Here is a 21,664-nt window from a genome sequence, read left to right as displayed (position 1 = left end):
CCTCCAGCGCCGATGGTACTAGGGAGTATTCCCTGGGAGAGCAGGTCACTGCCGGAATTAATTTTTAAGTCCAGTTACAAGAGTAGCTGGACTTTTTTGATTTTTATAATAAAAGATGTATTAAATAAAAACAGCAAGGAACTTAGGCTCCTTGCCATTACTACATAAATTTTAAATGCTGTTTTACTAAATTGGCGCGCCCAGCAGGATTCGAACCTGCGACCTCCGGACTCGGATTCCGTCACTCTATCCCCTGAGCTACGGGCGCAAACAACAATATTTATTATACTAAAAAAATAGGTATATGTCAAAAATATAAAATAATAAAGAACCTGGCCAGTAGTCACTTGCTCTTATTTTTAATGTAAGGTATTATCTATTATAGACAAGTAGATGTACTGAAGTAAAATGCTATTTTAAATATAATTAAGGAAAATTAAAAAAACTATAATTTTGCAGGGGGAAAATGATGAAAGAACCATATAATTTAAATGAAACCTATAAAGTTGTTGTTCAACAGTTAGCTCAAAAGAATCCCGACCAGATTGCTGAAAATACAAAAGTTAATTGGAAGCCACAAGATAACGAATTTATTGTTCCCTGTTTAGGGGAAGAATTAATTATTAATATGGAAAATTGGGATGTTATAAAGAAATCAGGAGAAAAATTGGATCGTAAATCTCAAATTTTAGTATTACATTATTTAAACTCTGATAAATATCAACCTTTAGTTAATGATTTAGTGGCATTTAAGCAGCTTCCAGGTGCTTTTATTTATCAAGAACCTTTTTTTAATAGATCCATTAGGCCATTAATTAAATTTTTCGGCAATAACCCAGGGCTGTTAATTTCGACTGGAGAAAAGCTTGGGGGAGTAAAAGCATCATTTAAAGATGAAAGTATAACTTTATATCCATTTCCGATGGTACCTTTGACTTTGGTTATTCATTATGGCGACGATGAATTCCCAGCTACAGGTAATATTTTATTTGACTCTTCTGTTAGTAATTATTTCCCAGCTGAAGATTGTACTGTGTTGGCAAGTTGGGTTGTAAGTCAATTAGGTAAATTAAGTAATAGTTAAACAAGTTGTAGGATAGAGGGAACTAATGAAAGAAATAGCTTACGGTACAATAGTAGAAGCAGTTGCAGAACTTTGCATTAAAGCAAACTATTTTTTAAGCGATGATGTTAAAGTTGCGTTAGATGAAGCAACAAAATCGGAACTTTCACCTTTGGGTAAAGAAATTTTACAAGACCTTTACAGTAACGTAGAAATAGCTAGTCGAGAACAGGTTCCAATTTGTCAGGATACTGGGACTGCAGTAGTATTCGTAGAAATTGGACAGAATGTTTTTATAAACGGCGGTTTGCTAAGGGATGCAATCAATGCTGGTGTAAAAAAAGGTTATTCAGAAGGCTATTTGCGAAAATCAATTGTGTCTAATCCTTTGCAAAGGGAAAATACCGGTGATAATACTCCTGCTATTATTCATACAGAGCTCGTCGAAGGAGATAGCCTGAAAATAACGGTTGCTCCCAAAGGTGGGGGAAGTGAAAATATGTCTGCCTTAACTATGCTGACACCTTCGGCAGGTATACAAGGTGTTAAGAGTTTTGTACTGGATACAATTAAAAAAGCAGGTCCTAATCCATGCCCTCCTATAATTGTAGGTCTGGGAATTGGTGGAAACTTCGAATTGGCACCATTATTAGCTAAAAAAGCTTTACTGAGGGAAATTGGACAGTATAATCAGGATCCAATAGCGGCTAAATTGGAGAAAGAGCTATTTTCGGAAATAAACTGTTTAGGAATTGGTCCAGAAGGTTTCGGTGGCAGCACTACTACTCTGGCAGTTAATATAGAGCTATATCCGTGCCATATTGCTAGCTTGCCTGTAGCAGTTAATATTAACTGTCATGTTGCTCGGCATCAATCGGTTATCATATAGGAGGAACGAAATGTCGATAATCCAGTTGAAAGCACCTCTCCTTGACAATAACATCGCCATGCTAAGAGCTGGAGATAAGGTTTTGATTTCAGGGGTAATTTATACTGCTAGAGATGCTGCTCACTCTAGATTAGCTTATTTATTGGAACTGGGACAAGATTTACCAATTGATTTACAAGGACAAATTATCTATTATGCAGGACCAACGCCAGCCAAGCCGGGAAGAATTATTGGCTCAGTAGGCCCAACTACCAGTTACAGAATGGATCCATACACTCCCCAACTTTTAAAAGCTGGTTTAAAAGGAGTTATCGGTAAGGGAACACGATCTCAAGCTGTTCGTACAGCGTTACAAGATTGTAAATCAGTATACATGGCGGCTCTTGGAGGCGCAGCTGCTTTAATTTCCAAATGCATTACCAAGGCCAAGTTAGTTGCCTATCCTGATTTAGGGCCAGAGGCGATTTATAGACTGGAAGTAAATGATTTACCAGTTGTAGTTATTAATGATTGTTATGGATCTGATTTATATGAAGAGGGTATAAATAAGTATAATAAACTTTTGCAAGAAAAAGTAAAGTAGCCCATCTTTTATGATGGGTTGTTTTATATAGTTTTCATAATTGTGGGAGGTAAAATTTTTGGAAAGACAAGAAGAATATTGCCTTTATACCTTTACTTCTACTTCTTATGCCATCCAGGCTGAAAGAAAAATAAAAGAACTGAATGCTAGTCTTGATGCTAAAATTATTCCTGTACCCAGGCAGATATCTGTAAATTGTGGATTGGCTATTAAATTCTGTTGCGAATATAAAAAAATAATTAATGATGTTCTATTAAAAAATAAAATTCCTTTCTCTAAATTGTTTTATTGTACTAAACTTAATAACAATCTAATTTTTATTGAAGGTTAGTTGGTCAATAATGAATTTTATTATTCTTGCAATTACAACAAATGGTTTAAATTTAGACCAAATATTAGAAGTAAGTGCCATAAAATTATCTAATGACGTGATTGTTGACAAATACAAAACTTTAATTAATAGTAAGTTCCTATCTCCATCTTGTTTTCAATCCATAGGTATAACTAGAGATATGTTAGCAAACGCACCTCTTTTAGAGGATGTAGCAAAGGAATTAAGGGATTTTATTGGCCTAACCCCTATCATTTTTTGTGATATTTCCTCAATTAAAAGCTTTTTAGAGCAAATTAATTTAGATTTAATAAACCATCCATATTTAGACATAGTGGATCTACTGAAAATTGCTGAACCTAGTTTAGGAGACTATAGCTTAAATAATTTAACAGCCCTATTTGGTCTGGAACCCTCTGCCTACAGGGCAAGTACTGATGTAGAACTTTGGGCAAAAATTTATTTTAAGACATTGGAATTATTAGAAAAATTATCTCCTACAATACTGTCTTATTTTTCCAATTTATTTACTAATACTAGTACACCAATCAAAGAAATTATTCAACAGATTTTTTTAGAGAAGGTAAAGGATTTTAATTACAGTAAAATTGAGCCGGATTTTGGTTTTAATAAAAATTTGGCTTCAGTAGAGGGATTGTTTGCAGAAAAGAAAATACCTAAAAATGAGAAGGTGCAATTTGATGTCAAGAAAATAGTAGAAATTCTTAGTGCTGATGGTTTAATGGCTAAAAAGTATTCAACTTTTGAATATAGGCATAGTCAAATACTAATGTTAGAAAAAATATGTAATTCTTTTTTAGCAGGTCATCATTTAGTTATTGAAGCAGCTACTGGTACGGGGAAATCCTTAGCCTATTTGCTCCCAGCAGCACAATGGTCATTATCGACAGGAGAAAAAGTAGTAATTTCAACTCATACCATCAACTTGCAGGAACAATTGTTTAATAAGGATTTACCTCAACTCCAGGAAACGCTAGAATTAGGTTTAAAAACAGTAGTTGTTAAAGGGAGAAATAACTATTTATGTCTTAGAAAATGGCAGGCATATTTAAAAGAGCCTTTGGAACTTACATTATCGGAAAAACTATTTTTAGCCCGAATAACCTCATGGTTAAGAACTTCAATAACAGGTGATAAAAGTGAGTTGAACTTAAAGAACCGGGATAATGAGGCTTGGAAAAAAATATCTGCCGATAGTTACTCTTGCCTTGGAAAAGAATGCCAATGGTTTTCTAATTGCTTTGTTCTAGAAGTAAAGAAAAAAGCTGAACAGGCAAATATAATTATTACAAATCATTCAATGTTTCTGACAGATGCCAAATTAGAAAATACAGTTTTGCCTCAATATAAATATCTAATCATCGATGAAGCTCATAATCTCGAACAGGAAGCTACTTCTCATATGACAGTAGAATTTTCTAGCTTCGTTATGAGGGGTATAACATATAATCTTTATCATATCAATGAAAAAAACGAGAAAATGGAACTCGGATTATTAAGTTTACTCTTAAAACAGATTAGAAAAAGCAGCGAGAAATGCCTAATTAATGGAGAAAAATTAATATTTAAAGCTATTGAAAGCACTAAAAAATTAACGCTGGCTCTTATGGATTTACTAAATACATTTCAAGTTCTAGATCTGGCATTGCCTAGTTCATCGGGAAAAGAAAAATGGTTAAAACCGGATATTTATAAACTATCTTGTTGGACAGCGGTGGAAAGTTCAGCAAGAAATTTGATTTTTAATCTACATGATTTACAAGATGATTTAACTAATTTATTTAAATTTCTTGAAGAAAACTATTCAGACATCTTGAAATCCAAGGATTTAGCTATTTACATTCATCAATGTAAAGATTGCTTAATAGGAATTCAACATTTATTAGAGCTAGAAAATAAAGATTCAGTGACTTGGCTAGAGACATATTCCTTTACACATAATTTTGATTTCTCCATTAAAACAGCACCAATTGAAGTAGGTGCATTACTTTGTAAACAAATTTACCAAGGTAAAAAGTCAATAATTTTTACTTCTGCCACCCTGACGATTGAAAAAGACTTTGAATTTTTTATTAATCAGGTGGGATTAAATTATTTAGAGCCAGATAAATTGGAAACTGAGATTATACAATCTCCCTATAACATCCAAGATCAAGCACTTTTATGTATCACTAACAATTTACCAAACCCTGCAATGGTAAAGGAGGAAGACTTTGCACGACAAATAGTTCCTGTTCTCGCTAGACTAATTGTAGCAAATAATGGTAGAACATTAGTACTATTTACTTCTCACAATCTTTTAAAACTTACCTATGCTCCCTTGAAAGAGAAGTTAAGTGAAACGGGAATACTTGTTTATGGTCAACAGTTAGATGGAAGTAGAGGCTCATTGGTTAACAGCTTTAAAAAAACTGAAAAAGGAGTTTTATTAGGCACAAGTAGCTTTTGGGAGGGTGTGGATATACCAGGTAATGATTTGACATTAGTGATAATAGTTAAGCTGCCTTTCCAAGCTCCTAGTATTCCTACTCTAGCTGCCAAAATGCAGTATCTAAAAAATAAAAATTTAGATCCCTTTACTATGCTTAATTTACCTCAGGCCGTGATTAAATTTAAGCAAGGTTTTGGTCGTTTATTGCGAACAAAAAAAGACAGAGGTATAGTAGTAATACTGGACAGGAGAATTATAGAAAAAAAATATGGTCAAAAATTCTTAAATTCATTGCCACTTAATACCCATCTAAGAGCTGATGACTCTTCATTATCTAAGGTAATTAAAGATTTTTGGAAAAATTGATGTGGTTTGATTAGTAATAAATATTCCCCTTATTACATAATTTTGTAAAGGGGGAATATAATGTTAGAGGTTTTTTTTTATTTTTTGCTTTGCTACTTTGTAGGAATGTTATCCTTTTTTAATATAGCTTATTATTACCTAAGTTTAATGAAAAAAAATTCTCTTAAAAAACATTCTTCTAAATTATTTTCCTTGATCCTAAACTTAGGAATTGAATTAACTTTTTTGATCTTTATCTTAGAAATTATTAAGGGCGTTCTTATAATTTGGCTTGGAAGTATTTTAGTCAAAGCAAATACTTTATTACAAGTAAGCATGATCTTTACGGCTATGGGCTATATTTTTACAAAAAATAAAAATTTAACAAGTATTACCAGCGGGCTTATAGGTCAAATGTTAGTATTAATCCCATGCTTTATTCAGATTTATCTAGCTTGCTGTTTAAGTGGTTTTTTGCTAATAAAAAATAAAGACAAGTTTAAACTTTTCAATTTAGCCGTTTTGCCAGCAAGTGCTGCTGTTGTTAGCACAGATATTAAATTACTGCTTATTAATCTTATTGCTGTTCTTATTATTTTATATTTTAAAAGTTTTAGGAGTAAGGTAGAAGATAATGATGTTATTATTTACCATAACTTTTCAAGCTAAACAAATCACTTTTTTCAAGATGAACAATAATATAGTAAGGGAAATGGGTATTTTTAAAAAGGGGTGAATTTAATGAAAGTATATTTCATTTCACTGCCAGGTTTTATAAAAGGTCTCTTAAAGAAAATATTAAAACAATCTTAAAAAGAGAGTAGTATAAACTACTCTCTTTTTAAATATTTAACTAATTTTATTTAAATGAGGCTCCAACTACTCCCCCAGCCGCTCCTGCTCCTAGACAGTAGAGCAGTTTTATACATATGGAGATGAAACTTAAAGGTTCGGAAATTAAAATTGCCAGGAGTATAGTAAAAATTAAATATAAAAATCCTACTCCTAAGCTATGTAATAATAAATTAGTTTCCGTTAGATTGGCTGCTTTAAATCCTCCCCAGAATACGCTGAGCACTACTACTATTACTGAAAGATTACTTAAATGGTATTCTGAAAATGAGGAAAAATAGAAAAATAGGCTAAGTGTTATAACTAACATAATGGTAACAATGATTGCGTTAAAAAAACCAATTATAGTGGGATTTAAATGATTTGAATGTACATTTTTATCTTTGCTCGACTTAGGCAAAGCAAGCACCTCCTTACAATTACTTATATGCCTAAAAAATTTTGATATAACTTAATTCAAAATATTTCTTTGGTTTTAATCTTTTATTTAGAGGTTAAGTATTGAAAACGTTGAATTAATTAAATAATAGTTGTTAGAGTCAATTAGCGCAAATTGGTATTGTGAGGTAATATTAATGAAAAGCTTGGAAAAAATATTTAAAAAATTGCATGACAAAGATTACAAGGTAACGCCACAACGGCAGGTGATCTTGAAAGCTTTTTTGGAAAATGCTCAACAGCATTTAAGTGCTGAGGAAGTATATAAAATTGTAAAAGGCAGTCATCCTGAAATAGGTCTGGCAACTGTTTACCGTACTTTAGATCTTTTCGCTGATTTAGATGTATTACAAAAGATTCAATTTGGTGACGGTAAAAGTAGATATGAATTTAACGATCAGGAAGTCCACCATCATCATCATTTAATTTGTTTACGTTGTGGTTATGTAGAAGAGTTTGAAGATGATTTATTAGAAACTTTAGAAGCCGCAATTAACAGAAAAAAAAATTTTGAAATAGTAGATCATCAACTTAAGTTTTATGGTTTTTGCCGAAAATGTAGTCAAATTAATAAGGGGGATTTATGAAAATACTACTTACTAACGACGACGGTATAGATGCTCAGGGAATAAAATATTTGCAACGTTCCTTGTTGACAATTGCAGAAGTTTTTACTGTAGCACCAGAAAGAGAGCGTAGTGCAGCAGGTCACGGCATTACTATGCATAAACCTTTGCGAGTTAATAAAGTATTATTAGAAAACGAAAGCTATGGTTATTCTGTATCTGGGACACCTGCTGACTGTGTTAAATTGGCACTTGATAAATTATTAGACCATAAACCTGATTTCGTTGTATCGGGTATTAATAACGGATTTAACCTTGGGACAGATATAATTTATTCAGGCACTGTTTCAGCAGCTATTGAAGCAATAATTAATGGTGTTCCAGCAATTGCAGTCTCTGTAGAAGAAGGTGCCTTGTCCGAAGACCTTGTCTTTGTAGCAGAAACTGTTAAAAAATTAATTTTACAGATTAATGAAATAGAATTAGACAATAATGCGCTAATAAATGTTAATGTACCATGTGTTTCCAAGGGGCCCGTAAAAGGACTAGAGATTACTTCCCAAGGTCTTCGTCTTTATGAAAATTCAGTAGAAGTAAGAAAAGACCCCCGGGGAAAAGACTATTATTGGTTAGGGGGTCAACCCATTGCCCTAGAAGCAAAATTAGGTACAGATGTTGCTGCTTTAGAACACAGATCTATTTCGTTAACTCCACTAGGGTTTGATTTGACAAACTATGAATTAATTAATTATTTAAAAAGTAAACATTTAAAACCATTTTAAACTAACGTATATTCTTTTAAGTTTAATACATCCAGTTATAATTAAGATTAAAGAGTATAATGCAAAACTTAACATACATGCCCATACCAAAGAAAACCAGCCCCCAATGTTTTGAAAAAAACTATTAAGAAAATAATACATGCCAATGCCTCCAAAAATTGGGGCAAAAAGAATTTGAAACCAATTAGGCTTTAAATGAGTAAATTTCAATAAGGATACAAAGTTAAGATAAGAAATTATTACTGAACCGGCAATTACGGCCATTGATGCTCCCTGAATTCCAATATTTGGTAATGCAGTTAACCAGTAAATCCCTGCCAAAGTAACTATGCTTCCAATTAAAGCGTTTTTAAAAATTAAATTTACTTTTCCTAGTCCCTGCAGTATTCCATTAGTTGTTTGCTGTAAATAGAAAAAGGGGCACCCTAAAGCTAGTGTAGCTAAAATTGCACTAGCTTCAGTTGTATTATAAACAACTTGCATAATATTTCTTGACAAATAGAAAAATATTACTAAGCAAGGTATTGCAGTATAAATTGTAATTTTTAGTACTTGATTTGTCCTTTTCCTAATTAGGTTATAATCATTTAAAGCCAATGCTTCAGAAATAGCTGGAACAAGTGAGATTGCTAAAGAAACTGTAATAATTGTAGGTAAATTGATTAAGGAAAAGGCCATTCCTGAAAACTGACCGTAACTCTGAGTAGCTTGAGACATGGTTAGACCCGAATTAATAAGTCTAATGGGTATTATAATAGCTTCAGCAGTCAATGTTGCAGCAAGTATAACTCTAGTCAGTGTAGTTGGTATTGCTATTTTATAAATAGATGATAAAATTCTTAGGATGTTAGTTCTTTCATTTTTAAAATATTTAAGCGAAATTTGGTTAATTCTTTTTTTCCAAAAGAATGCAACTAAAGATAATAGCCCTGCAAATTCTCCTGAAACCATGGCTAATGCTAAGCCGGCTGCAGCCAATTCTAAACCATAAGGAAGCAAAAATTGAACAGCAATTATTCCTACTGTAAATCTTACTATTTGTTCAACAACCTGACTTGTAGATCCTGGAAGCATATTTTGCATTCCTTGAAAATAACCTCGGAAAGCTGAACTTATTGCTACAATAAAAATTGCAGGAAGTGTTACCACAAATGACCAATAGACTCTTTGATCTGAAAAGAATTTTATACTTAAGTATGGTGCAGACCAAAGAAGAACAGTTGTGCTTAGGAATCCAGAGGTTGCTAAGATAAACAAGGCGACCAAAAAGATTTTTTTAACTTGCTTATAGTTATGCCTGGCAAATTCCTCTGATATTAATTTAGGAATTGCTAAAGGAATTCCAGCAGTAGTTAGAACAAGTACTAAGTTATAAATAGGAAATACCAATTCAAAAAGACCAATCCCTTCAGCCCCAATCAGTCTTACTGTGTAGACTTTATAGATAAATCCTAAAATCCGATTAATTAAATTAGCAGCTATTAATAAAAATGCACCTTGAAAAAATTTTTGCAATAGTTTTCCCTCCAAATTTTACTTATTAATTAATATGCTGGTAATTATCGTTTAAGAAAAAAATAAATGTTTTTGTTAATTTAAAAAGTTTAATTTCCTAAAATATAAAAAAACTTTTGTTAAAAAAAGGATTTTATTTTTATATAACAGAACATATATTACATCAAGGAAACAGGCGGTTTTTTTTCAAGACCGTCATTTTAGAATTACACAAGCCATGAACAAAGGAGGAGGCAAATGAAAGTCTACGAGTCAGGTAAGATTAGAAATGTTGGAATTGTAGCCCATGGGGGCGCGGGAAAAACATCGCTTACAGAGGCATTTTTATTTAATGCGGGAGTAATATCGCGATTAGGAAAAGTTGATGAAGGTAATACAACAACAGATTATTTACCTGAGGAAATTAAACGAAAAATAACTATTAAGATGGCTTTAGCTCCGCTTGAATGGCAGAATTCTAAAATCAATTTTTTGGATACTCCTGGTTACGCTGATTTCATTGGTGATGTGAAAGGAACCTTAAGAGTTGCGGACAGTTTAATATTTACTGTTTGTGCTGTTTCGGGTGTAGAAGTTCAAACACAGGTTATTTGGGATTATGCAGAAGAAAATAACCTGCCTCGTTTATTTTACATTAACAAAATGGATCGTGAAAATGCAGACTTTTCAAAAGTTTTAGACGAATTACAAGTTTTTACGCAGGATAATGGAAAGAGAATAATTCCAGTGCAAATACCAATTGGTGCGGAAAATTCATTTAAAGGTATTATAGATATCATTAACTTAAAAGCATTATTATATGAGGAGGGAACTGGAAAGTTTCAGGAAGCGCCTATCCCTACTGAGCTAGAAAATGATGTTACCACTTTGCGTTTAAATATAATTGAAGCAGCTGCTGAAGGGGACGATGATCTGCTAATTAAGTATCTTGATGGGGCTGAATTAACTACAGATGAAATTAAATCTGGATTACGAAATGGAATAATTACATCAAAAGTAGTTCCCGTTTTGTGCGGTTCTGCTTTAAAAAATATTGGAATCTCCCCAATATTAGACTTTATAGTTGAATATTTCCCATCACCCTTGGATGCAGCCGTTAGTTCTGAAGTTGTGGACGAAACATTGGCTGCTTTAGTATTTAAAACACTAGCAGATCCTTATGTAGGTAAAATAAGTTTCCTGAAAGTTTTTAATGGAACATTAAAACCTGAAATATCTGTATACAATTCTAACAAAGAAAATGAAGAAAAAATTGGGCAACTTTTTACTATGGTTGGTAAACAACAGCATCCTGTTTCTGAAATTAAAGCCGGTGATATTGTTACTTTAACAAAGCTTCAATTTACTGCAACTGGAGATACATTAACTAATAAACAAAATCCAAAACAATTGGAAGGTATTGATTTTCCAGAACCTAATTTGCCAGTTGCTATCCAACCAAAAAGTAAAGGCGATGAGGATAAACTTGGCAATGCAATTGCCCGTTTATTAGAAGAGGATCCTACATTAAGAGTAAAAAAAGATTTGGAAACTAAAGAAACTTTACTTATAGGGTTAGGAGAGACCCATTTAGATATTACCTTAGAAAAACTACACCGTAAATTTGGTGTTGATGTTGAAATGGCTACCCCGAAAATTCCTTATCGTGAAACAATTAAAGTAGCTACTCAAAAGATAGAAGGGAAACATAAAAAACAATCGGGGGGGCATGGTCAATACGGTCATGTTTTTATTGATCTTGCTCCAATTGAAGAAAAGGAATTTGAATTTGAGGAAACTATCTTTGGAGGCTCTGTACCGAAGCAGTATATACCTGCAGTAGAAAAAGGTATTAAGGAAGCCATGACCGAGGGAATAGTGGCAGGGTATCCTGTAACAAATGTTAAGGTTACTTTAACGGATGGGTCCTACCACCCGGTTGATTCTTCTGAAATGGCTTTCAAAATTGCTGCATCTTTAGCCTTTAGAAAAGCGTTGGAAAAAGCAAAACCCGTATTGCTAGAACCATATATGCAAGTAGAAGTAACCGTACCGGAAAAATTCATGGGGGACATTATTGGCGATTTTAATGCTAAACGAGGAAGAATATTAGGTATGGAGCCTAAAGGGAAATATCAAATTATTCGTGCACTGGCGCCACTATCTGAAATGTACAAATATGCAATTGATTTAAAATCTATCACTCAAGGTCGGGGTAGTTTTACGATGGCATTTGCACATTATGAAGAAGTTCCTTCGGTTATTGCTAATAAAATTATTGAAGCATCAAAGGTAGCTAAGACTAGTTAAAAAAAGTTTTTACCTCATTTATAATTTTGAAGTAGGGTTATTAAACACCCTGCTTTTTTTTTGTACAATAGTATTTGAAAATATGTCAAATAGTATCTATAATTTTTTTTGGACTGATAAATAATACTAACTGGGGTGATAAAAATGTCAATAATATCTGTGGAACTTGTGCCTCGAAGTGAAAAATCTTTGTTAAAAGATCTAAAATTAATTAAAGATAATTTTAGTTTAATTAAAACTATTAATGTTCCCGATTTGCTTCGCTTCGATATACGCAGTTGGGAAGCTGGTAAGTATACAAACAAATTTCAGCTGGATATCATTCCTCATATACGAGCCATCGATATTAATTTGGAAAGGCCTTTTCCCTTACTTGAGAAATTCGTGGAATATAACATTAGAGAAGTTTTAGTTGTAACAGGTGATTTTCCTCAGGATATGTCAAAAAAAATATATCCTACTACAAGCCTAGATGTTATAAAGAAGCTGAAAAATGAACTGCCAGAGCTAAAAGTCTATGGAGCTATCGATCCTTATCGACAAAGTATAAGCAAAGAGCATGACTATATAATGCGTAAAATCGATGTTGGAGCAGACGGATTTTTTACTCAACCATTTTTTGACTTAAGGCTAATGGAAATATATGCTGAAATTTTAAGTGGAAAGGATGTTTTTTGGGGAATATCGCCAGTTCTATCCGAGAATTCTGTCAACTATTGGGAAACAAAAAATAATGTGGTTTTTCCAGCTGATTTTAGACCTAACCTAGTCTGGAATGTAAATTTTGCAACCAAAATAATTGACTTTATTAATCAGACCAATACAAATATTTATTTTATGCCCATTAAGGCAAATTTATATGACTATCTTTCAGCTGTACTTACACCTGAGATAAACAGTGAGAAAAATCGGCAAATTAAACCTCTTATTGAATTTAAAACAAAAAGATAATAATTATATTTACGTCAATTCTGATGTAAATTACTAGAATTGACTTTGTTTTATAAAGTCCTGCGGTAATATGTCAAGCCCAGATATGCTCAGGTTTTGAATGTTACAGCAATAGGAATACTGTATAAAGATATTAATGGTATCTTAAATTTTACCCCTTGGAGCAATGTTTTAAAAGTTACACAAAAATTAGACTTAAAACTATAGTTAAGATTAAATTCACTATAATAAATATTATTATTTTTAGATAAAGTGGGAAGATAATTGCATGACAGATGCTTCATAATCAACTAAATAAGTTTGTAAGTAATGTAATATAATTCCAACTAGTTTTGTATCAGAGGGCTTAGAAACCAAGATTTCCTGGGCTGAAGTTGGGAAAACAGGTTATGTATTTGTACGTAATAATAACCTTAGCCATTTTGCCTATTTATTTAAGCTTGTATATTTTTGTCTGTATTGATGGAATATTCACCAGATGTTGAACAAATTGGTACTATTATATTTGTTTAAATGATGATTTATTTGAGAAGCTATTAATAGTTTGAAATAAAGGCTTAGAGGGTGAAGTAGCAAATGCGTGCAATGTGGAAAGGTTCAATTAGCTTCGGATTAGTTAGTATACCAATTAAAATGTATGCTGCTACTGAAAAAAAGAATATTAGTTTTCGTCAGCTGCATAAAGAATGTGGAACGCCAATTCATTATGAAAAAGTATGCCCTGTCTGTAATCGTAAAATAGAGGAAGATGAAATTGTTAAAGGTTACGAATATGAAAAGGGTAAATTTGTCGTAATTAACGAAAAGGATTTGGAAAGTATACCTGATGAAACTACAAGAACTATTGATATAATTGATTTTGTTGATTTGCCAGAAATAGATCCTATCTATTACGATCGTTCATACTTATTAGGTCCTGAAGATATTAGTCAAAAGGCTTATATTTTATTAAGAATGGCAATGCAGCAAGCGGGGAAAATAGCTATTGCTAAAGTTGCAATTCGTTCCAAACAAAGTCTGGCGTGTTTACGTCCTTATGCTAATGATTACATTATGATGGAAACAATGTTTTTTCCTAATGAAATTCGCGAGGCAAAAGAGATCCCCTTAAATGTAGATATAAAAATACATGATAATGAAATAAAAATGGCAGTCCAGTTAATACAGTCTTTGGCAGCTTCCTTTGAACCGGAAAAATATACAGATGAATATCGAGAAGCTTTACTTAACATAATTAAAGCAAAAATTACGGGTCAAGAAATTACTATTCCTCAGGCAAATAAGGAAAAAGTAGTAGATTTAATGGAAGCATTAAAAGCTAGTTTAGCTTTGCAAGAACAAAATAAAGAGCAACCAAAGAAAAAAATACGCAGTCGTAAAAAGATTGCTAATGCTTAATAAAGGATTTTTTTTATTACAGGTTGTCTTAAATAACCTTCTTCAGTAAATTCAAGATATTCTACTACTAATTCAATTAAAGGATTTACCCATTGTATTTTCTCTTTAAGTTTCGGATAGTGATGAAAAGGAGAAGATTTAGTTTGTTGTTCATGCAACTTTTCAAATAAATCTTTGAGCTGTTTTTGGTCTAAACCAGCTGCTGCCTTACCTTGATAGATTAGTGCTTCATTTTCCTTTGTGCCAATTAATAAAGAACGTAAATCGTTTCCCTGGCAAATATATCCCCCGATAGTGACATTCATTGTTCGCCAATTTTTTATTTTCAACCAGTTTGCTGTTTTGGATGCTAATTGATAGGGACTATTAAATTTTTTAGCTACAATTCCTTCAAGGTTATGTGCAGAGGCTACTTTAAATAATGCTTTACCTTTCATAGGGAAAGTATCTGTTGTTATAACATTAGATTTCGGTATAAGGGTATTTTTTAATATTTCATCCCGCTCTTTAAAAGTCAACGTTTGCAGCTCTTTTCCATCAAGCAAAAGAATATCAAAAACAATGTAGGTTACGGGCATTTTGTTAAGTAATAATTTGATTGTGCCTGCATCTTTTGCTTTATCACGCCGCATTAATTCTTGAAAATTGGGCTTACCATGGGAGAGATAGATTATTTCCCCATCTAAAATAACTTGTTTATTATTAAAGATACTAGAAAGTTGATCTGTAATTTCAGGATACTGGAGAGTTCTTTCGTTTTTTTTTCGATTAAATAAAATAATTTTATTGTTATATATATGCGCAAGGATACGTGTCCCATCCCATTTAATTTGAAAACCGTAGTCTTCGCTGTCAAAAGGCTCAGGAAAAATTTTAGGTTCCATAGGTTTAAAAGGTCTAAATAGGTCTAACATTTAATCACCGATTCATTTAATTTAATGGTAGGTGGCGACAATGCCCATAGTATTAGTAGAGCAAGAGAAATTAAATTTTACCAACCTAGATAAATATATTTGGCCTGAGGATAAAGTAACAAAGGCCGATCTAATAAATTACTATGTCCAGGTTAGTGAGTATATATTACCGCATTTAGAAAATCGTCCAATGGTGTTTACAAGGTATCCTAACGGAATAGCAGGAAAGGCGTTTTACCAAAAAAATTTACCCGCTTATGCCCCTAGTTGGATGGATACCTATACTGAAATTAGCTTATCAACTGGGCGAGCCAAAAAAATTAATTATGCACTAATAAACGATTTAAAAAGCTTGCTCTGGTCAGCTAATCAGGCTTGTTTGGAATTACATCCATGGCTTTCTAGTATAGATAATCTGGATTGTCCTAAGGCTGCAGTTTTTGATTTGGACCCTATGGAAGAGACGGACTTTGAAGATGTTCGAAAGATTGCACTAGCATTAAAAGAATTATTGCTTTTGGAAGGGTTAAAGGGTTTTCCAAAAACATCTGGAGCTACTGGCTTGCAAGTTTATGTTCCTTTGGTACCTAAATATACTTACCAAGAAGTTAGGTCATTTGCTTATTTCTTTTGTAGAGTACTAGAAATTACTTTTCCGCAAATAGTGACTACAGAGCGAAAAATTATAGATAGAAAAGGTAAATTATATTTGGACTATCTTCAAAATATTAAAGGTAAAACCATAATTGCTCCTTATAGCCCTAGACCAAGAAAGGGTGCACCAGTATCTTGTCCATTAGAGTGGGAGGAATTGAGCAATGGCGTTACACCTGATATGTTTACTCTAAAAAGCATGCCTCAACGTTTAAAATATAAAGGAGATGTATTTTACGAGGTTTTAACATGTCAACAGAAGATAGACAAATGGATAAATTAAGGCAGTATAATTTTTTGAAGTTATAGAATAATAATATATGATAATAATTGAAAGTAATTTAGGAGGTAATTAAATGAACAAAAATGAAAATATCGGATGCACAGTTACGGAATGCAAATACCATGTCGATTCAGCTAATTATTGTTCTTTAGAACAAATCAAAGTGGTAAAAAATGTTTCTACTGCTGATAAAGTTGAGCAAACAGACTGCGGAAGTTTTGAACTAAAATAAATTAGATGTTATGTTAAATTTGTATTTAAAGGCATTTATTCATGAATAGTGATAAATGCCTTTTTTATTTTAGAGGAAAAATTATTTTACAATAGAATATAAGCTAGGTATTTAGATTACTATTTTAGGAGATTTATTTATGACTAAAAAAAACGGAGCAGTTTCTAGAAGAACTTTTACTAGAACTTTTAAAATTACGTATTTAATAACTCATCCAAGGAACATTGGCCAACAGCTGCAAATACTTAATGAATCAGATAAACTAGCCCTGGTTACCGCAATGTTTTTACTAGCCCTGGTTACCGCAATGTTTGGTAACTGTAAGTGGTGAGTAAATATGTATGGCTTTAAAGTTTTTGTTGCCGAACCAGAAAAAGGACAGCGCAAAGCCATTACGAATACATTAATCCAAACAGGTGCAATAATTATAGGGGAAACAGGCGATGGAAGAGAAGCTGCTAACTTAATTTTTGAACTGCAACCTGACTTAGCTTTAGTCAGCACTGATTTGCCTAGAAGGAATGGTTTTGAGATAGCTCGTGTAGTTAGTGAGCAAAAAGGCAGCCCAATAATTTTGGTGGCTTCATTTTTTTCCTGGGAAATCCTACAAAGTGCTAAAGACTGTGGGGCTTATAATTTGCTGCTTAAACCAGTTGAAAGTAACAGTCTCATTATTGCTTCTCAACTAGCCATTAATTGGCATGAGCGCAATTTAATTATTGAACAAGAAAAAAGAAAATTACTTGATGAACTTGAAGCAAGAAAGTTAATCGAACGGGCTAAAGGATTGTTAGTAAAAGCAAAAAAAATTGATGAAGGCGAAGCATATAAATTAATGCGTAAGCTAAGTATGGATCAATCAAAAAACATGAAACAAATTGCCAGAGAGATAATTAGATTACTAAGTTCTAGTGTTTAAACCCTTAAAGGAGGATACTAATGTTAACTAAAAAAGACGTTATCCAAAGGGCTGAAGAAGACCATGTGAAATTTGTCCGCTTACAATTTACTGATATTTTTGGAATGTTAAAAAATATTGCTATTACAGTTAAAGATTTACCAAGAGTCTTAGAAGGTTTTGAACTTTTTGATAGTTCAGCGGTGGACGGAATAGTGACAAGCAGTAAAAAACAAATTAGACTGATGCCAGATCCTAATACTTTCGTTATTTTCCCTTGGCGTCCAAAAGAAGGGGCAGTTGCTCGGTTAATTTGTGATATTAATAATGAAGATGGTACTCCTTACCCGGGTTGTTCTAGAAACAGCCTAAAAAAAGTGCTTAGCAATATGAAACTTAAAGATATTATGATTTTGGGAAGCGCTAAGGCTGAATTTTACCTATTTAAGCAGGATGAAATGGGACAGCCAACTTCAATGACACATGACCGTGGTGGCTTTTGTGACCTTACACCACTTGACTTAGGGGAGAATGCCCGCCGGGAAATGGTATTGACCTTGGAAGAAATGGGTTTTGAAATTGGCTCATCACATCATGAAGCGGGCCAAGGGCAGCACGAAATAGCACTTAAATCAGATCATATATTATCTTTAGCAGATAAAATAGCAACCTTACGCTTTGTTGTACGTACAATTGCCCAAAGGCATGGACTGCATGCATCTTTTATGCCTAAGCCTTTTTCGGATATGGATGGATCTGCATTACAAATTAGTTTTAGTCTTTATAAAGCTTTACAGAATGTGTTTTATAGCCATCAGGAAAATTATCAAATGTCTATAGAAGCTCAAAATTTTATGGCTGGAATACTGGAGCATGGTCGAGGCCTTACTGCTATAACAAATCCTTTGGTAAATTCATATAAACGTTTAATTGCTTCTAAATTATCCCCTAATGTTTTAGGTTGGTCCGTAGATAATAGAGCAACGATGTTGCGGATAGCTCAAAATAGTGAGCGGGAATTGTGGCTTGAAGTGTTAAGTCCTGATGGGTGTTGCAATCCCTATTTAGCGTTGGAAGTTTTGTTAGCTGCTGGAATAGATGGAATGGAAAAAAGTCTGGAACTTCGAAAGCCATATGTACCTGATGAACTAGGTGAAATAGTATTACCTCAAAATTTAAATGAAGCATTGGATTTATTAGTGCAGGATGAATTAGTTCAAAAAGTTCTAGGTAAACACATTGTGGATTTATATTATAATCTGAAAAAATTGGAATGGCAAAGGTATCAGAAGACAATCCATCCTTGGGAAAGAAATGAATACTTAGTTAAGTATTAAGGTAGAATACTGTATACATCTAAAAAAAGTGTTGTTAATTTGCAAAAATCCTAGTAAAATCTATTCAAGTAAGTAAATTTTTTTTGCTTTTTTAAAACGGTATAATTTTAGGGCAACGATGTCCAAGAAGCTTCTGTTAATGCAAACTAGCAACAGCAGGTTATTTAGCTGTTGCTTTTTTTATTTTTCTAACTGTCATACATATTTAATTTAAATATTCTAAGGAGTGGTTATATGTCTTTAAAAGATGAAGTAATGGAAAAGATTTTAAAAAGGGATCCGGATCAGCCAGAGTTTCACCAGGCTGTAGAGGAAGTATTAGAATCCCTGGAACTAGTGGTAGAAAAATACCCTGAATATAAGGAAGTTGTGGAACGCATTGTTGAGCCAGAAAGAGTAATTATGTTTAGGGTGCCATGGGTTGATGATCAAGGTAAGCAACAAATTAATCGTGGTTTTAGAGTACAATATAACAGCGCAATCGGTCCTTATAAAGGTGGACTAAGGCTGCACCCCTCTGTTAACTTAGGTATTATAAAATTTCTTGGGTTTGAGCAAATCTTTAAAAATTCATTAACAGGGCTGCCAATTGGTGGTGGTAAAGGTGGATCAGATTTCGATCCTAAAGGTAAATCCGACGCAGAAGTTATGAGATTTTGCCAAAGTTTTATGACTGAACTTTATAGACATATTGGTCCTGATACAGATGTTCCTGCAGGCGACATTGGTGTTGGCGGCAGAGAGATTGGTTTTATGTTTGGGCAATATAAGAGAATAAGAAACGCTTATGAGGGAGTATTAACTGGCAAGGGCCTTGAGTGGGGCGGCAGTTTAGCGAGAACAGAAGCAACTGGTTATGGCTTATGTTACTTTACAGAAGCAATGCTTGCTGATAAAGGCAAATCTTTTAAAGGTGCCACTGTTATTATTTCTGGCTCTGGTAACGTATCTATTTATGCAACGGAAAAAGCTCAAGAGTTAGGAGCTAAAGTTGTAGCAGTTAGTGATTCAAGTGGTTACGTGTATGATCCAGAGGGTATTAAAGTAGATATAGTAAAACAAATTAAAGAGGTTGAAAGAAAAAGAATTTCAGAATATGTTAAGTACCATTCTTCTGCTGAATATCATGAAGGATGCAAAGGTATTTGGACAATTAAAGCAGATATTGCCTTACCTTGTGCAACACAAAATGAAATTGATGAAGAATCAGCCAAAATATTAGTTAAAAATGGAGTTTGGGCAGTAGCCGAAGGAGCTAATATGCCATCAACTCCAGAAGCAATTAAAGTTTACATGGATAATAAAGTCTTATTTGGACCTGCTAAAGCTGCCAATGCAGGAGGAGTTGCAACATCAGCTTTAGAAATGTCCCAAAACAGCATGAGATATTCCTGGACTTTTGAAGAAGTAGATGCAAAATTAAAAGATATTATGGTAAATATTTATAAAAATGCAAGCAAAACAGCTAAAGAATTTGGCTGTGAAGATAATTTGGTTGTGGGAGCTAACATAGCTGGCTTTATGAAAGTTGCTAAAGCCATGAAAGCACAGGGTATTGTATAATTTATCGGCAGGCTGGAATACTCTAGCCTGCCGTGATTTTCTTAATTTATTCTTGACAAATATTTATATTTAGCTATACTATATAAGTGTTCGGCAATTTTTTATTGGTCGCTTAGCTCAGATGGTTAGAGTACTTGCTTGACATGCAAGGGGTCACTGGTTCAAGTCCAGTAGCGACCACCATCTAAAAGGAATTTAGAAGAAAGAAATTTGTCTTTCTTTTAAATTCCTTTGTTTTTATTTTATCAAAATAAGGATAGAATCCAAATTTGTATACAAATAAAATTCCACACATATAATATAGCAGGAGAAGGGGTGAAAACGATGTCGCTAATATCAATTGGCACTACCAGACACATCGATTTCATTCGCAATAAACTTGATGACGAACTCAAGTTGTTGCAGGCTGAAGGTGTGGAATACAATTTACAGGAAAAAGCAAGTGGAGATTATACTTTTCTTGGTTATAACATAGTACCTAAAACTAAGACAGACAAAGGTGGATTGCAGTTCAAACATTTTTTAGCACAGGTAATTTCCGAAGTAGTAGTTTCTAAATGGGAAGAAAACTTAATTAAAGGTATAATAAAAAGTAGTTATAGTTATTTTACAGAAGAAGAAAAACAAAATATATTTGATAAGACATTGCAATTTTTGGCAGATGAAGATAACTTGCTTCGGAAAAACAGAATATTATTAAAAATTGCAGAGTATCTAGAAACCCATGATGATTTAATAATTGATGGATTTATTAAGTTTAGGCTGAAAGAATATGTGAGTGAATTAGAAGAAGCCGTAGATTCAGCAGTAGATAGTTTTTTAATGGAGAAGGAATATAATGAATTTATTCGACTTTTGCGTCATTTTGTTGAAATGCAAGATACTAAGGTACAAGAAGTACATGTGCTACTGAAACCATCTGGTTACTTTCAATTATACGATGCTAAACAAAATGTAATTACTAATGAATATTTGGAGGATTTTGTTGTTGATTTATATGACACTGATATAAATTATGAAGATTTACTAATCAGTGCCCTAATAACAACAGCTCCTCAGCAGATAGTCTTACACTTGCCAGATATGGAGGAAGTTAAGAACACAATTAAAATCATTGACAATGTATTTGGTGAGAGAGTAGTAATATGTCCGGGATGTAGTAAATGCCGTGAAGAGTAGATTATTTGGTAGTTAAAAATTTGACAAATTATAGTCGGTGGGAATATAATTTACTTAGAAAAATACTTAGAAGCGATGAAGGGGAAAGTAGGCTAATTTAAGCTTAAAGAGAGGGAATACAGTTGCTGTGAGTATTCCTAGGTTTGGTTA

Annotated in this window: 21 protein-coding genes, 2 tRNA genes and 1 other annotated feature (1 of these 24 running past the window's edge); of the genes, 19 read left to right on the top strand and 4 right to left on the bottom strand. The window is 33.1% G+C overall.

What is annotated here, in order from left to right; genetic code table 11:
* Positions 1–192: 192 nt before the first annotated feature.
* Positions 193–268, bottom strand: a tRNA-Arg gene (locus tag RDV78_10230).
* 201 nt (positions 269–469) lie between these two features.
* On the opposite strand from RDV78_10230, the gene RDV78_10225 reads away from it, so the two are divergent.
* From RDV78_10225 to RDV78_10200, 6 genes are read left to right on the top strand one after another with little or no spacing between them, the layout of a single operon-like run.
* Positions 470–1,084 (top strand): DUF3786 domain-containing protein, encoded by a 615-nt coding sequence (locus tag RDV78_10225; protein MDS1030820.1) that lies wholly within the window; start codon positions 470–472, stop codon positions 1,082–1,084.
* Between the two features lie 25 nt (positions 1,085–1,109).
* Entirely contained in the window at positions 1,110–1,952 is an 843-nt protein-coding gene (locus tag RDV78_10220; GenBank protein ID MDS1030819.1) for a fumarate hydratase, read from the top strand.
* Between the two features lie 10 nt (positions 1,953–1,962).
* On the top strand, positions 1,963–2,535 hold the full coding sequence (locus RDV78_10215) for a Fe-S-containing hydro-lyase (GenBank protein MDS1030818.1): 573 nt from the start codon (positions 1,963–1,965) through the stop codon (positions 2,533–2,535).
* 58 nt (positions 2,536–2,593) lie between these two features.
* The gene (locus tag RDV78_10210; GenBank protein ID MDS1030817.1) at positions 2,594–2,866 is read left to right on the top strand and encodes a DUF3343 domain-containing protein; all 273 of its coding nucleotides are present in this window, start codon (positions 2,594–2,596) and stop codon (positions 2,864–2,866) included.
* Between the two features lie 10 nt (positions 2,867–2,876).
* Positions 2,877–5,684: a helicase C-terminal domain-containing protein gene (locus RDV78_10205; protein MDS1030816.1), complete on the top strand. Its 2,808-nt coding sequence runs from the start codon at positions 2,877–2,879 to the stop codon at positions 5,682–5,684.
* Between the two features lie 60 nt (positions 5,685–5,744).
* Positions 5,745–6,332 carry a hypothetical protein gene (locus tag RDV78_10200; protein MDS1030815.1) on the top strand — a complete coding sequence of 196 codons (588 nt, stop codon included), beginning with the start codon at positions 5,745–5,747 and terminating at the stop codon, positions 6,330–6,332.
* A 190-nt stretch (positions 6,333–6,522) separates the two neighbouring features.
* Here the strand turns inward: RDV78_10200 and RDV78_10195 are convergent, their stop codons facing one another.
* Positions 6,523–6,915 carry a TIGR04086 family membrane protein gene (locus RDV78_10195; protein MDS1030814.1) on the bottom strand — a complete coding sequence of 131 codons (393 nt, stop codon included), beginning with the start codon at positions 6,913–6,915 and terminating at the stop codon, positions 6,523–6,525.
* Between the two features lie 175 nt (positions 6,916–7,090).
* Here RDV78_10195 and RDV78_10190 point away from each other — a divergent pair, with 175 nt between their 5' ends.
* Together RDV78_10190 and surE are read left to right on the top strand one after the other, a co-directional pair.
* On the top strand, positions 7,091–7,540 hold the full coding sequence (locus RDV78_10190) for a transcriptional repressor (GenBank protein ID MDS1030813.1): 450 nt from the start codon (positions 7,091–7,093) through the stop codon (positions 7,538–7,540).
* Positions 7,537–8,301: a 5'/3'-nucleotidase SurE gene (gene surE, locus RDV78_10185; GenBank protein ID MDS1030812.1), complete on the top strand. Its 765-nt coding sequence runs from the start codon at positions 7,537–7,539 to the stop codon at positions 8,299–8,301. The genes RDV78_10190 and surE overlap by 4 nt, the downstream gene beginning before the upstream one ends.
* Here the strand turns inward: surE and spoVB are convergent.
* Positions 8,287–9,816, bottom strand: a complete 1,530-nt coding sequence (gene spoVB / locus RDV78_10180) for a stage V sporulation protein B (GenBank protein ID MDS1030811.1) — start codon at positions 9,814–9,816, stop codon at positions 8,287–8,289. The genes surE and spoVB overlap by 15 nt on opposite strands.
* Positions 9,817–10,053: 237 nt before the next feature.
* On the opposite strand from spoVB, the gene fusA reads away from it, so the two are divergent.
* The 3 genes from fusA to RDV78_10165 all read left to right on the top strand — a co-directional run bounded on the left by fusA (position 10,054) and on the right by RDV78_10165 (position 14,454).
* Positions 10,054–12,105, top strand: a complete 2,052-nt coding sequence (gene fusA / locus RDV78_10175; protein ID MDS1030810.1) for an elongation factor G — start codon at positions 10,054–10,056, stop codon at positions 12,103–12,105.
* Between the two features lie 144 nt (positions 12,106–12,249).
* Positions 12,250–13,056 (top strand): methylenetetrahydrofolate reductase, encoded by an 807-nt coding sequence (locus RDV78_10170; protein MDS1030809.1) that lies wholly within the window; start codon positions 12,250–12,252, stop codon positions 13,054–13,056.
* Between the two features lie 576 nt (positions 13,057–13,632).
* On the top strand, positions 13,633–14,454 hold the full coding sequence (locus RDV78_10165; GenBank protein ID MDS1030808.1) for a Ku protein: 822 nt from the start codon (positions 13,633–13,635) through the stop codon (positions 14,452–14,454).
* Here RDV78_10165 and RDV78_10160 read toward each other — a convergent pair.
* Positions 14,451–15,368 carry an RNA ligase family protein gene (locus tag RDV78_10160; GenBank protein ID MDS1030807.1) on the bottom strand — a complete coding sequence of 306 codons (918 nt, stop codon included), beginning with the start codon at positions 15,366–15,368 and terminating at the stop codon, positions 14,451–14,453. The genes RDV78_10165 and RDV78_10160 overlap by 4 nt on opposite strands.
* 40 nt (positions 15,369–15,408) lie before the next feature.
* Between RDV78_10160 and ligD the strand changes: the two genes are divergently transcribed.
* The 8 genes from ligD (at position 15,409) to ytxC (ending at position 21,514) form a co-directional block, all read left to right on the top strand.
* On the top strand, positions 15,409–16,305 hold the full coding sequence (gene ligD, locus RDV78_10155; protein ID MDS1030806.1) for a non-homologous end-joining DNA ligase: 897 nt from the start codon (positions 15,409–15,411) through the stop codon (positions 16,303–16,305).
* A gap of 73 nt (positions 16,306–16,378) precedes the next feature.
* Entirely contained in the window at positions 16,379–16,537 is a 159-nt protein-coding gene (locus RDV78_10150) for a DUF1540 domain-containing protein (GenBank protein MDS1030805.1), read from the top strand.
* Positions 16,538–16,676: 139 nt separating this feature from the next.
* Complete coding sequence (locus RDV78_10145; GenBank protein MDS1030804.1) at positions 16,677–16,868, top strand: hypothetical protein; 192 nt, start codon at positions 16,677–16,679, stop codon at positions 16,866–16,868.
* Positions 16,869–16,874: 6 nt separating this feature from the next.
* A complete protein-coding gene (locus RDV78_10140) occupies positions 16,875–17,456 on the top strand; it encodes an ANTAR domain-containing protein (GenBank protein MDS1030803.1) in 582 nt (193 codons plus the stop codon).
* Between the two features lie 20 nt (positions 17,457–17,476).
* Entirely contained in the window at positions 17,477–18,772 is a 1,296-nt protein-coding gene (locus RDV78_10135; protein ID MDS1030802.1) for a glutamine synthetase family protein, read from the top strand.
* A 234-nt stretch (positions 18,773–19,006) separates the two neighbouring features.
* Complete coding sequence (gene gdhA / locus RDV78_10130; protein MDS1030801.1) at positions 19,007–20,335, top strand: NADP-specific glutamate dehydrogenase; 1,329 nt, start codon at positions 19,007–19,009, stop codon at positions 20,333–20,335.
* A gap of 106 nt (positions 20,336–20,441) precedes the next feature.
* Positions 20,442–20,518, top strand: a tRNA-Val gene (locus tag RDV78_10125).
* A 141-nt stretch (positions 20,519–20,659) separates the two neighbouring features.
* Positions 20,660–21,514: a putative sporulation protein YtxC gene (ytxC, locus tag RDV78_10120; protein MDS1030800.1), complete on the top strand. Its 855-nt coding sequence runs from the start codon at positions 20,660–20,662 to the stop codon at positions 21,512–21,514.
* Between the two features lie 66 nt (positions 21,515–21,580).
* Positions 21,581–21,664: a binding site (T-box leader), on the top strand (it continues 129 nt past the right edge of the window).

Source organism: Bacillota bacterium LX-D (assembly GCA_031628995.1).
Classification (GTDB): Bacteria; Bacillota; DUOV01; order DUOV01; family Zhaonellaceae; genus JAVLUO01.
The sequence above is the reverse complement of the archived record's forward strand: the minus strand, read 5'-3'. Positions and strand labels throughout refer to the sequence as shown.

Bases quoted from the DNA above. Each gene is read 5' to 3' on its own strand.
- RDV78_10225 (MDS1030820.1), top strand. From the start codon at position 470: ATGAAAGAACCATATAATTTAAATGAAACCTATAAAGTTGTTGTTCAA.
- RDV78_10220 (MDS1030819.1), top strand. From the start codon at position 1,110: ATGAAAGAAATAGCTTACGGTACAATAGTAGAAGCAGTTGCAGAACTT.
- RDV78_10215 (MDS1030818.1), top strand. From the start codon at position 1,963: ATGTCGATAATCCAGTTGAAAGCACCTCTCCTTGACAATAACATCGCC.
- RDV78_10205 (MDS1030816.1), top strand. From the start codon at position 2,877: ATGAATTTTATTATTCTTGCAATTACAACAAATGGTTTAAATTTAGAC.
- RDV78_10200 (MDS1030815.1), top strand. From the start codon at position 5,745: ATGTTAGAGGTTTTTTTTTATTTTTTGCTTTGCTACTTTGTAGGAATG.
- RDV78_10190 (MDS1030813.1), top strand. From the start codon at position 7,091: ATGAAAAGCTTGGAAAAAATATTTAAAAAATTGCATGACAAAGATTAC.
- surE (MDS1030812.1), top strand. From the start codon at position 7,537: ATGAAAATACTACTTACTAACGACGACGGTATAGATGCTCAGGGAATA.
- fusA (MDS1030810.1), top strand. From the start codon at position 10,054: ATGAAAGTCTACGAGTCAGGTAAGATTAGAAATGTTGGAATTGTAGCC.
- RDV78_10170 (MDS1030809.1), top strand. From the start codon at position 12,250: ATGTCAATAATATCTGTGGAACTTGTGCCTCGAAGTGAAAAATCTTTG.
- RDV78_10165 (MDS1030808.1), top strand. From the start codon at position 13,633: ATGCGTGCAATGTGGAAAGGTTCAATTAGCTTCGGATTAGTTAGTATA.
- RDV78_10160 (MDS1030807.1), bottom strand. From the start codon at position 15,368: ATGTTAGACCTATTTAGACCTTTTAAACCTATGGAACCTAAAATTTTT.
- ligD (MDS1030806.1), top strand. From the start codon at position 15,409: ATGCCCATAGTATTAGTAGAGCAAGAGAAATTAAATTTTACCAACCTA.
- RDV78_10150 (MDS1030805.1), top strand. From the start codon at position 16,379: ATGAACAAAAATGAAAATATCGGATGCACAGTTACGGAATGCAAATAC.
- RDV78_10145 (MDS1030804.1), top strand. From the start codon at position 16,677: ATGACTAAAAAAAACGGAGCAGTTTCTAGAAGAACTTTTACTAGAACT.
- RDV78_10140 (MDS1030803.1), top strand. From the start codon at position 16,875: ATGTATGGCTTTAAAGTTTTTGTTGCCGAACCAGAAAAAGGACAGCGC.
- RDV78_10135 (MDS1030802.1), top strand. From the start codon at position 17,477: ATGTTAACTAAAAAAGACGTTATCCAAAGGGCTGAAGAAGACCATGTG.
- gdhA (MDS1030801.1), top strand. From the start codon at position 19,007: ATGTCTTTAAAAGATGAAGTAATGGAAAAGATTTTAAAAAGGGATCCG.
- ytxC (MDS1030800.1), top strand. From the start codon at position 20,660: ATGTCGCTAATATCAATTGGCACTACCAGACACATCGATTTCATTCGC.